This is a genomic window from Mameliella sp. MMSF_3455, assembly GCF_030733205.1.
In the GTDB taxonomy this organism is placed as follows: Bacteria; Pseudomonadota; Alphaproteobacteria; order Rhodobacterales; family Rhodobacteraceae; genus Antarctobacter.
Genome location: NZ_JASHJL010000076.1, coordinates 1 through 11,642, shown reverse-complemented (window position 1 = coordinate 11,642; position 11,642 = coordinate 1). Strand labels below are relative to the sequence as shown.

Genomic DNA, 11,642 nt, shown 5'->3' with positions numbered 1-11,642 from the left:
GATCTCCTTCTCGTCGAAGATCAGCAGACTGCAAATCGTAGCTTATGTCAGTGTCCGAATTTCGGGGGGTAGCTCACACAACCACAGCCACAGGAAAGCTCATGTTAAACGTCCTGGGCTCTGTAGCTCAGTTCGAACGGGAAATGATGCTGGAACGGCAGCGTGAGGGCATACAGAAGGCAAAGAAGGCTGGAAAGTATCGTGGTCGGGCTCCTACCGCCCAGCGCCGCAAGGCAGAGGCACAAGAGCTTCTCAGAGGCGGTATGAGCAAACGTGACATCGCAGCAACTCTGGGCATCTCAGAGCGTTCGGTTCACCGAATCACATAACTACACAGGGCCAATATAGGCGTCAGGGATCTCTATGGTCTCTGACGCAAGCTTGACGCCCGACATGTGTGGTAAACGAGTGTGGTAAAATTTTTTCGCCACGCAATTTCATTAAATATCAACTACTTAAAATAATATTGCGTTAGTGGCGGAGGCTGTGTCTTCCGCACAAGAGGCGTAAGCGACTGATTTTATGTAGCTAACAAACATGTCGCGAAAAACGTACCACAAAAAATACTACACCAAGCGCCAGAACCGCACCTTTTCAACCAAGCTTCAAAGCCGCCCTACTACCACAACGAGGGAGGGGGCGGACAAAAAGTCTGAGGCCTCGTGCGCAGGGACCGGCGGCGGGGGTCAACTTTTCCCACGGGCAAAATGAAGGCATTTTTACCGTGCTCTGGCAACCCGAATTTTAGCCAGGATAGACCGCCACGCCCAGCCCGAAGAGACACCTAATCGACCTCTAGTCCGAAGAGACGCCGAGAATACCCTGCGCACCAGTACGACAGACTTCGCGCACAAGATTCCTCAGAACCTTAACCTCCGCCGACCGCAGTCCGTGCCGATAATTCGGATGCGCGGGACCGCGTGGCGCGCCGCCACCAGCGCCATGCAAGCGGCAGACGTTCCAACCTTGCTTAGAAGGGCATTGGCAACGTCGCCCGGTGCGCTTTGCTGTTGCCGTGCATCGCGGCGCGGCCCGAAGGCGAAAGACAGGGTTCATGGGGTTAACGTCGTTTTCCGTCATCGCCCGCCCCCGCCATGCGTCACGTCACCCACAATCGCCTGACCGCCATCCTGCACGGTCACCCGCTCCACGCGGACAACCTGCTGCGCCTTGGCACGGTGCTTTTTGAGCGCGTCCATCTGCGCCAGGTAAGTGCGGCTGAGGCGCGTCATCGACCGCTCATAGCTTTCACGCACCTGATACCCGCCGCCGCCTGACACCTTCGCGGCGACCATTGTCATCGCCACATGGGTCGCCGTCATTTGCGCCACCAGCATCGCCTCGATTCCGTCGCGCGGTTCGATCTCTGCGAACATCGCGGACACCAGTTGCGCCTTGTCCTTGGCCGACGCGCCCAGCGCCTCCAGCGCGCTTCTGAACACGCCCTGCGCAGCTTCTGCGGTCTTCATGCCCAGAAGGGCCTCAACATCCTCTGGCGCGCCCACACGGGCCTGTAGCGTGCCGTCTTCGTCCATCTGCATCGAAGGGAAAGCGCGCACGGCGCCGCCCTGCCCTTCTGCCGTTTCCAGGTCCGTCATGTCTTGCCCTTCCTGCGCCTTTTCCTTGTGGGAGTGGTGAGTATTAGTGTTCCGTTCCAGAACCGTGCGCCCCTCCGGATTTGCCCCTGACGGGTTCTGATATGGAACCATCGCGCCCGCTTGGGTTCTGGAATGGAACCACGGCACCCCCAGACCGTTCCGCATCAGAACCGCGCTCGGATTTTTCGGATGACCAACTGCGCCAATCATGCGATGGCACATCGACGCCCTTGGCCTTCTGCACCGGCTTCGTCGTCAGCCGCCATTCATGCGCCTGCCGGTGATACCAGTTGCCCTTGCGCACCAGCACCACAAAGCCCTTGTCCTGTAGATCCCGAAAAGCCCGCTGCACGGTCGCCTTGCCCAGGCCCAGCGCCTCTGCCGCCTCTGCATAGGACAGCCGCAGCGCGCCGTTGTTGCCGCCATTGAACCGCGTGTGCAGTTCCATGAACACCTTGACCGCAGGCCCGGACAAGCTGCGCCAGGCATCGCTCTTGAGCATCGCGTATGGGAGGGGGGCATACTGCCCCTCCCCCTTTTTCCTGCTGCTGCGCCTAGCCATCGACGTCACCCGCGCCGTCATCGCCGGTATCGGGATCGTCCTTGCGCAGCGCCTCCAGCTCCTCTGCCAGACGTTGCGCCGATGGCGGCAGGTCCAGCTTTGTCACGTCGCAGGACTTGGACAGGTGATAATGCCCGATGCGCTCCGGACCGCGATACTCGGTCACGATGGGCCAGTCGTATTCGCTGCGTAGCGTGTTCACGATAGCGCTCAGACGCCAGCCACGGACCCCAAGAATGACGTCCATATGGTTCAGCGTTTCGCCTTGCACCAAGGCGCGGCAGGCGAAATAGATCTGCGTCGGGTTGCTGTGCCAGTGCTCACTCATCGCAAATCCTCCCGCCGTGCAGCATCAGCGGTTGCACAGAATTGCTGCGCCGGTCCCAATAGAAGCGGGTTTCGGATTTGGTTGCGCGAACCGGGCCATGTGTGTCATCAACTGGACTTGCGAAGGTGGCAGTAGATGTCACACGGAAGGCCCCGGCCCCGCGTGCGGTGCTGGGGTTTTCCATTAAACGGCCTCCCCATTAGGATCGACGCGCTGCGCCTCAAGATAGGCGTTCAGGTCGCTGCCGTGATAGGCGATGCGCCGCCCGATGCGGATGAAGGCCGGACCGCGATTGCGGTGCCGCCATTGCGCCAGCTTCTCGACGCTCCCGAAGAGGCGCATTTCCGGGTCTTCCGGGAAAAACACGCGGTCATCGTCAAGGATGCCTCTGTTGTTTGTTTGGTTATCTGCCATCGGCTGTCCCCTGTGTTGGACAATTGCTGATGGCACTGAATTATGGGCAGATTTTCGGAGTCGTCACCACCAAATTTCTAACCCTCAAGCGTTTTCTAGCCTTGGGAAATCGCTTAAGCGATTTTTCGAAAGATGGCATCGAACCGCGCTTTGAACGGTTGCTCTGACCGAATGGCATCCCCGTAGCTATCGATCACTTTTCTCGACCTAGGCATTTTGCGCTTTGCCGCAGCATTGGCATAGGCTTGGGCGAAAATGGCTTCTTCACTCATCCTAGGGAAGGTATCGCTCAACGCCTCGATCTCGGACATGAACACCTTCAAGTTTTCTTGACGATTTCGCCCCGATGCCTGGCCGCCCTTCTTTCCACGAATTTTGGCGACTTCGGCAGACTTGATACCCTCTAGCGCAGCACCTTCAAAACTGAATTTCCATCGGTAATGCTCCACCATCCTGCCAAATGCTAGGGCCTGCCGAAACATGTAGCCGCGCAATTGTGTGCAGATTTTCTTAGAAGTCTCACTGTTCCGCTGCCCGTCCTGAAAGTAATGCTCAAAGGTTGCAAGTTCGTCCAAGAGCTTAAATTCGAACCAACGCTTAGAGAAGACAGCCTCTAAGTTGGACAGCTCATGGCCGATGAACTGTTGCAACTGGCTGTAAGGATCTCGCGCCCGTTGCGGTACTTCTTCGTAGTCCGAAAAATCCAAGGGGTAACTGGCGTCGAATACCGCTAAGGCGTGAGCCACCTTTTTTTCGGAGTGAAAGGAAGGATTGGCTTCGTGAACCCGCAGCACGTGGATGGCTTCATTAAGAGCAGCAATACGCTCTACACAGGAGTCAAAGCTCTGGCGCATATAATCGTCGGAGAAGTGCTTCCGACATTGCTCGACCAAAAACTTCCAGAACTTCGTCCGATCAAATTCGAAGAAGCCCAACTCCCACCATTCAGGCGCGGAATTGATTTGGTTTTGTTCAAGATAATTGTTCAACTCCCACACACGCACTCTCGCATCGACTTCATCGGATAGGACATACTCCAACTCTTTCTGAGCTTCGGCAGGCAAATTCATATGGGTAGTGAACAGCCAGCGCTGCGTAGCTCCACCCAACGGCAGGCCAAAAGTAGCGCGTCCACCTTTCAGAAAGGGGTTAACTTCTACTGCTAAGATTTCATCCAAGCGCTTGGTTTCGTCCTCGGTAAATCTCTCCATTCGGAACCTCCCCGTCTTCTACACGACAACTAGGTATTCAGCCCAAGCCGCCATCAACTCCCGCCGCCGCTCCAACAAATCGGACCGCGCATAGGCCCGCTCCACCTCGGACCCAACCTGATGCGCCAGCGCCGCCTCCGCCACCTCGCGCGGCGCGCCTGCCTCCTCCGCCGCCCAATCGCGGAAGGTGCTGCGGAAACCATGCACGGTGAATTGACCGCGCCCCATGCGCCGCAACAGCATCAGCATCGACATATTGGACAGCGGCTTGTGCCGTTTCTGCCCTTCAAAGACATAGGTTGAGGCCATCGCCTTCATCGGCTCAAGGATTCGCTGCATTTCGTCCGTCAACGGGACGCGATGCTGCGCCCCGCCCTTCATGCGCGCCGCCGGGATCGTCCAGAGGCGCGCGTCCAGATCCACCTCATCCCATGTCATACCCAGCACCTCTGACGTGCGGCAGGCGGTCAGGATCGTGAATTGCAGCGCCTTTGCCGCCGTCGCCGTGCGCCCCTCCAGTTCGGCATAAAAGGCCGGAACGTCGCGCCACGGCATGGCGTCGTGATGCTCGACCTTGGCTTTGACCTTGGGCAGAACCCCCGCCTCCTTTACCGCCGTGACCGGGTTTTCCCCTTCGCGGAAGCCTTGGGACTTGGCGACATCCAGCACGGTCTTGAGACGCTGCGCCAGGCGGCGCGCGGTTTCGTGCTTGGCCGTCCAGATGGGCGACAGGCACATCAGCACCTCTGGCGTGTCGATGCTATCGACCGGCATCCGGCCAATCTTGGGAAAGGCATAGTCGCGCAGCGTGTTGAGCCATTGCTGCCCGTGCTTGGGGTTCTTCCATGTCGGCAGGCGGTCAATGTGAACCTGCCGCGCCAGTTCCTCGAACGTTGGCACCTCGCGCTTGGCATTGAAACGCGGGTTCAGCCCCGCCTTTGCCATGCGCCGATACTCCAGCGCCCGCTCGCGCGCCTGATTGAGCGTGACGACATCAGCCCCGCCCAGCCCGAAGTCCGTGCGCAGCGGCGCGCCCTTGCGGTTCTTCTGGCCCTTCACTGTGACCCGCACGACCCAGCGCCGCGCGCCTGACGGGTCAACCACCAGGTAAAGGCCCGCGCCGTCGCCATGCCGCCCCGGCCCCAGGTTCTCCACCAGTCGCTTTGTCAGCTTGCCGCCCAGCGCCGCCATCATACCACCATTCATACCACGCAAGGAAAGCATACAGGCGCAAACGAATGAAATCCAGAAGAACCCCAGGCAAAGAAAAAGCCCCGCGTTTGCGGGGCCTTGCGGCATTTCAGGCTATCAGATGAAAGCTAGGAAAATCTGTGGGTGGCGGAGGCTGTGGGATTCGAACCCACGGGACGCTCTCACGCCCAACGGTTTTCAAGACCGCCGCATTCGACCACTCTGCCAAACCTCCGTGTCGCGCATCGATAGTGCGCCCGTTCCGATTCTGAAAGCACCTCTCCGAAAATCCGCGCACAATCCCTTTGCAGGCTTTCCATGCAGGCTGTGACAAGGTATTGTTACAGTTGAATGGGGCCGTCAGAGCCCCTGAGAGGCAGTGCGCGACCGGGAAAACCCGGCGTGTGTCCGGGAAAACACCCGAGACGCAAATAGGGCAAGAGGCAAGACATGAGCGGCAAATCTTCCAATCTTTCCAGGACTCTGCGTTTCTCTGCCGCGGGGGCTGCGCTCCTGATGGCATCAGGTTGTGCCGATGGGCAGATGCCGGGTTTCCTGCAATCGAAAGACGCTGACGGCGATGTCGTCGCCCGTGCCAGCACCGCCGACACGCCCCGTGCCGCCCGCGACGTCGAAGCCCCGGAGGTCTTCCAGGCCAAGGAAGCCGGCCTCTGGGACGGACGTCCCTCGCTGGGCGGTGTCTGGGTTGCACACCCCGATGCCAAGGATCCCGAACGCGTCATCATCCGCAACCAGCAGAACGGCAAGTTCGTGATCGGCGCCCTGTTCCGCAAGGAACGCGAAACCCCCGGCCCCCGCCTGCAGGTCTCCTCGGATGCCGCCGCGGCACTGGGTGTCCTGGCCGGGCAGCCCACCAACCTCGACGTGGTCGCCCTGCGCCGCGAGGAGGCACAGGACCCCGATCCCGCCACCGGCGATCCGCTGGCCGCGGCGCCCGGCGCCGTGCCCGCCGCCCCCGACGTGAGCGAGGGTGCGCTCGACCCGGTGATCGGCGGGGCCGCAGCAGCGATCGACGGCGCCACCCTGGCCCCGGCCAATCCCGATCCCGCGGCCAGCCCCGCCGCCAAACCCGCCATCGTTGCCTCGGCCAAGCCTCCCGCCCCGGCGCCGAAATCGTCGAAACTGGCCAAGCCCTTTATCCAGATCGGCATCTTCAGCGTTCAACAGAACGCCAAGGACACGGCGACCGCGATGCGTCAGGCCGGCATGGTGCCGACGATCAAGACCTTCACCTCGAATGGCAAAACCTTCTGGCGTGTCGTCGTCGGCCCTGCGCTTTCGGCCGATGAACGTGGCACGCTGCTGGCCAAGATCAAGAAGACCGGCTTTACCGACGCCTATGCGGTGACGGACTGACCTCGCGGGCAGGGCAACGGTCTGCCCTGCCAGTCCCGAACGATCAGACAGCCCGAACCATCAGACAGACCGTGACCTGCCCAGTCCGACGCCTGCATTCAGACCTTTCGCTTGCGCGGTTCTGACCGCCGCCCTGCCCTGTTTCGGATGGACCGACACGGCCCGGGCCGCCGAGATAACGATCCTGGACGACCACCCCGAAGCCTGCAATGCGATGCTTTCGGGGCAGATCACCGAGGGTGACACCGATAGGTTGCGCCGGGTCATCCCGCCGGCCAAATCTGCCTTCGATCGTGCCCATATCGCCACGCGGCTCTGCCTTGACAGCCCCGGCGGGAGTTTTCCCGAGGGCCTCGACCTCGCCGCATTTATCCGTGAAACGGGCATCAGCACGCATGTTGCCGCCGATGACAGTTGCCTCTCCGCCTGCGCGCTCGCCTTCCTTGGCGGCACCCAGTTCTGGATCGAGGACGGGCTGACCCGGAGCCGCAGCAGGTCCATGCACGCGGCCGCCACCCTGGGCTTTCACGCGCCGCAACTGAACGTGCCCTCCGGACAGTTCTCGGAGACCGTCGTCGCACAGGCCTTCGACGTGGCCATCCGCGCCTCGGCCGAAATCTTCGGCGGTCTCGAAGACCTGCGCATCAGCCGCGACTTCGCCCTGTCCTTCTTTGATGTCTCCGGGCAGGAGTTCTACCAAATCGATACGCCGGACCGTGTCCGAGAGCTTGGCGTCACCATCACCGGCCTCGGCCCCCTGCCGGACCGTATCGACGAAGCCCGCATCCGGGATCTCTGCACAACGGCCTATCCAAGCATGGACCCGGCACGCTACGCGGACCCGATCGCGCCAACCAGTTTCGCCGGCAACTGGGTCATGACCCAGCCTGCAAGCCAACGCGGCGGCCTGGTCACTGCATATCTGTCGGCCACCACAGCAGAAGGCACTCTGATGATGGAAGCCTGCCGCGTGACCCGGGGTCTCGGCCGGCCCATTGTCCTCGAACACTTCCGCGACATACGGACCAACCGCGGCACATGGGACAGCCCGCAGCCCCCCACGCCGCTCCACCTGGCGCGCCAACTGGGCGAGCTTCCACGGACCGGCTACACCCGGGTCACGGCCGCGCTTTCGGCGCCGATCGGCACGCGGCTGGCCGACCTGCAATCGCGGCGCCCCGGTGTGACCGATGCCCGCGTGACACAAGCCACCTGCGCGCCCATCGCGCAAAGCTATCGCGTGGTCCGCGTCCAGAACTTCTCCAACATGCGCGCCGAACCGGGATTCGGCGCGGCCGTGATCATGGAAGTGGGCAAGGACCGCGAAGTCATCCCCGTCGACCGAAGTCTGAATGGTGCGGCGATCCTGTCCGACGCGTGCCGGGCCGCCTGCCGTCCGTCGGACCACGGCGTTCTGACGGCAGAGGCCATGCACGGGATCCAAGCCTGCCAGTCGTCCAGCGATCTCTGGTGGCAGGTCCGCACTGCCTCCGGCACCCAAGGCTGGATGTCGTCCAGGTTCCTTTCGCCCTGATGCGCCACGCCCGGCGATGACCCGCCCGCTTCGGCACGCTGCGACGTGACACGCCCGCCGCGATACGCGATAACGGGGCAAGAGCCTGAATCGAGCACAGGACAGGAGCCCCGAACGTGACCATCTTTGCCCGCAGCCTGCTGGCCGCCACCGCCGTCGTGGCGGCGCTTGCCACCCAGGCCCTCGCCTTCGACACCCGCGCCAAGGCGGCCTTCGTCATCGACCAGACCACCGGCACCGTTCTCCTGGCCAAGAACGCCGACGAAGCCCTGCCCCCGGCCTCCATGTCCAAGCTCATGACGCTCTACATCGCCTTCGAGGCGATCCGCGAAGGCCGCCTGCAGCTTGACGAACGGCTGCCCGTCTCGGCCCATGCCATGTCCTTCGGCGGCTCGACCATGTTCCTGGACACCACCGACCGGGTCCGGGTCGAGGACCTGCTGCGCGGCATCATCGTCCTCTCGGGCAACGATGCCTGCGTCGTCCTGGCCGAGGCGCTCAGCCCCGACGGCACCGAGGCCGGCTTTGCCCGCCTCATGACCCAGCGCGCGCAACAGCTTGGCATGACCTCCTCGACCTTCAAGAACGCTTCCGGCTGGCCCGCAGAAGGCCACGCCATGTCGATGCGCGACCTGACGTTGCTCGCCTCGCACATCATCCGCGATTTCCCCGAATTCTACCCGATGTTCGCCGAACGCAAGTTCGAGTTCGACGGCCGCGCCCCCTCGAACGTCAACAACCGCAACCCGCTCCTGGGCCTGGTGGCGGGTGCCGACGGGCTCAAGACCGGCCACACGCAAGAGGCCGGCTATGGTCTCGTCGGCAGCGCCAAAAACGGCGAACGCCGCGTCGTCTTTGCCATCACCGGGCTGGACAGCACCCGCGCGCGCGCCGAGGAATCCGAGGCCATTGTCAACTGGGCCTTCCGCCAGTTCGCCGAACAGACCGTCGTGACCAAGGGCGCCGCCATCGCCCAGGCCGAGGTCTGGATGGGCTCCGCCGAACAGGTCGCGCTTGTCTCCGACAAGGACGTGCGCCTGCTGGTGCCCACCATGACCCCCGGCGGCATAAAGGCCGAGGTCGTCTATACCGGTCCGATCCAGGCCCCCGTCACCAAGGGCCAGCAACTGGCCGAGCTGATCATCCAGCCCGAGGGCCTGCCGGAAACACGTGTCCCGCTCTTTGCCGCCGACAAGGTGGATGCGGGCGGCTTTCTCGACCGCATGATGACCGTCAGCGGGCTGCTCATCAAACGCTTTGCCGAAGACGCCGAGGAGGCGATGTGACCACCCCGCACCGGCCCTGGCCCGGTCTCTTCATCAGCTTCGAGGGCATCGACGGCTCTGGCAAGTCCACGCAGGCGCGCCAGCTGCATGAGAGCCTGCGCGCCGCGGGACACGACCCGCTCCTGACCCGCGAACCCGGCGGCAGCCCGGGGGCCGAGGAGATCCGCGCCCTGGTCCTGCAGGGCGACCCGGACCGCTGGTCGGCGGAAACGGAGTTGCTGCTCTTCACCGCCGCCCGACGCGACCACATGGAACGGGTGATCCTGCCCGCGCTGCAGGCCGGGCGCACCGTGATCTGCGACCGCTTCGCCGACAGCAGCCGCATGTACCAGGGCCGCGGCGGGTTGCGCCCCAAGGTCGATGCCCTGCACGCACTGATGATCGGCATCGAGCCGGACCTGACGCTCCTGATCGACATGCCGGCCGAGGCCGGGCTGGCCCGGGCGAAATCCCGCGCCACCGAGGAAGAACGTTTCGAGGATTTCGGCCTCGACCTGCAACAACGGATGCGCGACGGTTTCCTGGCGCTGGCCGACGAGGCGCCCGCGCGCTTCCGCGTGATCGACGGCAACCGCGACATGGATGAGGTCGCCCGCGACGTCCGCGACAAAGTCCTCCGGGAACTGGCCGCCACACCATGAGCGACACCGAAGACCTGCCCGAACCCGACCGTCTCGAAGGCGCGCCGCACCCGCGTGAAACCCCGCGCGTGATCGGTCAGGCCGAGGCAGAACAGGCCTTCCTGACCGCGCATAACTCCGGGCGCCTGCATCATGGCTGGCTGTTGACCGGCCCGCGCGGGCTGGGCAAGGCGACGCTGGCCTGGGAAATCGCGCGCTTCCTTCTGGCCACCCCGCCCGCCGGAGAAGAGGACGGGTTGTTCGGGGCGCCGCCGCCGCCCTTGTCGCTGGACATCGACCCCGAGCACCCGGTCGCCCACCGGATGCGCGCGCTCTCGGAACCGGGGCTGTTCCTGCTGCGCCGGGGCGGCGCGGGATCGGCGGACAGCGAACGCGAAAAGGCCCTGCGCGAAGGCCGGTTTTCCGATTACATCCGCGTCGATGAAATCCGCAAGCTGCACGCCTTCTTCGGCCTCTCCGCCGCCGATGGCGGGCGCCGCGTCGTCATCGTCGACAGCGCGGATGAACTCAACACCCAGGCCGCCAACGCGCTTCTGAAGATGCTCGAGGAGCCACCCGCGCGCACCACGCTGCTCCTGCTCAGCCATCAGCCCGCGCGACTGTTGCCGACGATCCGCTCACGCTGCCGCACCCTGCGCCTTTCGCCGCTCAACCCCGAGGACATGGCCGCGGCGCTGGCGCAGGCCGGGGCCGAGGTCCCGCCGGATCAGGTCGAGCCACTGACCATGCTGGCCGAGGGCTCGGTCGGCGCCGCCATGCGGCTCCTGAACAACGACGGGCTGGCGCTCTACCGCGAGATCCTGGGCCTGCTGGGCAGCCTGCCCGCGCTCGACCGCGCCCGCCTGCTGTCGCTTTCGGAATCCTGCGCCGGCAAGGGCAAGGATGAACGGCTCGACCTGCTGCTGACACTGGCAGGGCAACTGGCCGCCCGCCTCGCCCGCACCGGTGTCACCGGCCATCCGCCACCACAGGTTCTGCCCGGCGAAGGCGAGGTGCTCAGCCGCCTGGCAAGCGACCCGGCGGCAGGCCGCCGCTGGGCCGATATCGCGCAAGAGGCCGGCGACCGCGCCCGCCACGCCAGCGCCGTCAACATCGACCCGGCAGCGCTGGTCACGGACCTCTTCCTGCAACTCCAGAAAGCCGCCTGACCGGGTCCGGAAACCGGGAGAATTCGAAATCGCTTTGGCCGGTTTGCGTCAGCCATCCTGACATGCAGGCAATTTTCGCAGCAGCGCGGCACACGCCTCGGCAGTTCGCGTACCACGGCCCGATCTCGGGCGCGATTATGCTGCACAGCAGCATGAACCGACCTGCGCCTCCGACCACGGGCCAAGTCCCGCCGCCTCGCCCCTGCACGGCTCGCGTCCGGACAGGCTAGCCCCCCGGCGACCGGGCCATCCTGCCCGGAAAGACCGCCGCCGGGCCGTTTTGTACAAAATGCTGATTTCCGCGTACGTTTTGTACGTTTTGTACAAGCCGCACCCCGCCCCGACCCGCCCG

General features: G+C 63.6%; 12 protein-coding genes and 1 tRNA gene. 6 read left to right on the top strand and 7 right to left on the bottom strand.

Annotation, left to right across the window (positions count from 1 at the left end; all coding sequences use genetic code 11):
• Positions 1–44: 44 nt before the first annotated feature.
• Positions 45–329 (top strand): recombinase family protein, encoded by a 285-nt coding sequence (locus tag RBB42_RS27310; RefSeq protein WP_305972075.1) that lies wholly within the window; start codon positions 45–47, stop codon positions 327–329.
• Between the two features lie 747 nt (positions 330–1,076).
• Here the strand turns inward: RBB42_RS27310 and RBB42_RS27305 are convergent.
• From RBB42_RS27305 to RBB42_RS27275, 7 genes are all read right to left on the bottom strand, one after another.
• Positions 1,077–1,598: a hypothetical protein gene (locus tag RBB42_RS27305; RefSeq protein ID WP_305972076.1), complete on the bottom strand. Its 522-nt coding sequence runs from the start codon at positions 1,596–1,598 to the stop codon at positions 1,077–1,079.
• A 43-nt stretch (positions 1,599–1,641) separates the two neighbouring features.
• Positions 1,642–2,100: a helix-turn-helix transcriptional regulator gene (locus tag RBB42_RS27300; RefSeq protein ID WP_305972077.1), complete on the bottom strand. Its 459-nt coding sequence runs from the start codon at positions 2,098–2,100 to the stop codon at positions 1,642–1,644.
• A gap of 52 nt (positions 2,101–2,152) precedes the next feature.
• Positions 2,153–2,488, bottom strand: coding sequence for a hypothetical protein (locus tag RBB42_RS27295; protein WP_305972078.1), 336 nt, complete (start codon positions 2,486–2,488; stop codon positions 2,153–2,155).
• A gap of 183 nt (positions 2,489–2,671) precedes the next feature.
• Positions 2,672–2,902 (bottom strand): helix-turn-helix domain-containing protein, encoded by a 231-nt coding sequence (locus RBB42_RS27290; RefSeq protein ID WP_305972079.1) that lies wholly within the window; start codon positions 2,900–2,902, stop codon positions 2,672–2,674.
• A 113-nt stretch (positions 2,903–3,015) separates the two neighbouring features.
• Positions 3,016–4,113: a hypothetical protein gene (locus RBB42_RS27285; protein WP_305972080.1), complete on the bottom strand. Its 1,098-nt coding sequence runs from the start codon at positions 4,111–4,113 to the stop codon at positions 3,016–3,018.
• Positions 4,114–4,131: 18 nt separating this feature from the next.
• A complete protein-coding gene (locus tag RBB42_RS27280) occupies positions 4,132–5,319 on the bottom strand; it encodes a tyrosine-type recombinase/integrase (RefSeq protein ID WP_305972081.1) in 1,188 nt (395 codons plus the stop codon).
• A 130-nt stretch (positions 5,320–5,449) separates the two neighbouring features.
• A tRNA-Ser gene (locus RBB42_RS27275) sits at positions 5,450–5,539 on the bottom strand.
• Positions 5,540–5,754: 215 nt separating this feature from the next.
• On the opposite strand from RBB42_RS27275, the gene RBB42_RS27270 reads away from it, so the two are divergent.
• From RBB42_RS27270 to RBB42_RS27250, 5 genes are all read left to right on the top strand, one after another.
• On the top strand, positions 5,755–6,681 hold the full coding sequence (locus tag RBB42_RS27270) for an SPOR domain-containing protein (RefSeq protein ID WP_305972082.1): 927 nt from the start codon (positions 5,755–5,757) through the stop codon (positions 6,679–6,681).
• Between the two features lie 214 nt (positions 6,682–6,895).
• On the top strand, positions 6,896–8,215 hold the full coding sequence (locus tag RBB42_RS27265; protein ID WP_305972083.1) for a COG3904 family protein: 1,320 nt from the start codon (positions 6,896–6,898) through the stop codon (positions 8,213–8,215).
• A 116-nt stretch (positions 8,216–8,331) separates the two neighbouring features.
• A complete protein-coding gene (locus RBB42_RS27260; RefSeq protein ID WP_305972084.1) occupies positions 8,332–9,501 on the top strand; it encodes a D-alanyl-D-alanine carboxypeptidase family protein in 1,170 nt (389 codons plus the stop codon).
• Positions 9,498–10,142 (top strand): dTMP kinase, encoded by a 645-nt coding sequence (gene tmk / locus RBB42_RS27255; RefSeq protein WP_305972085.1) that lies wholly within the window; start codon positions 9,498–9,500, stop codon positions 10,140–10,142. Before RBB42_RS27260 ends, tmk begins: the two co-directional genes overlap by 4 nt.
• Entirely contained in the window at positions 10,139–11,290 is a 1,152-nt protein-coding gene (locus RBB42_RS27250) for a DNA polymerase III subunit delta' (RefSeq protein WP_305972086.1), read from the top strand. The genes tmk and RBB42_RS27250 overlap by 4 nt, the downstream gene beginning before the upstream one ends.
• Positions 11,291–11,642: the final 352 nt, after the last annotated feature.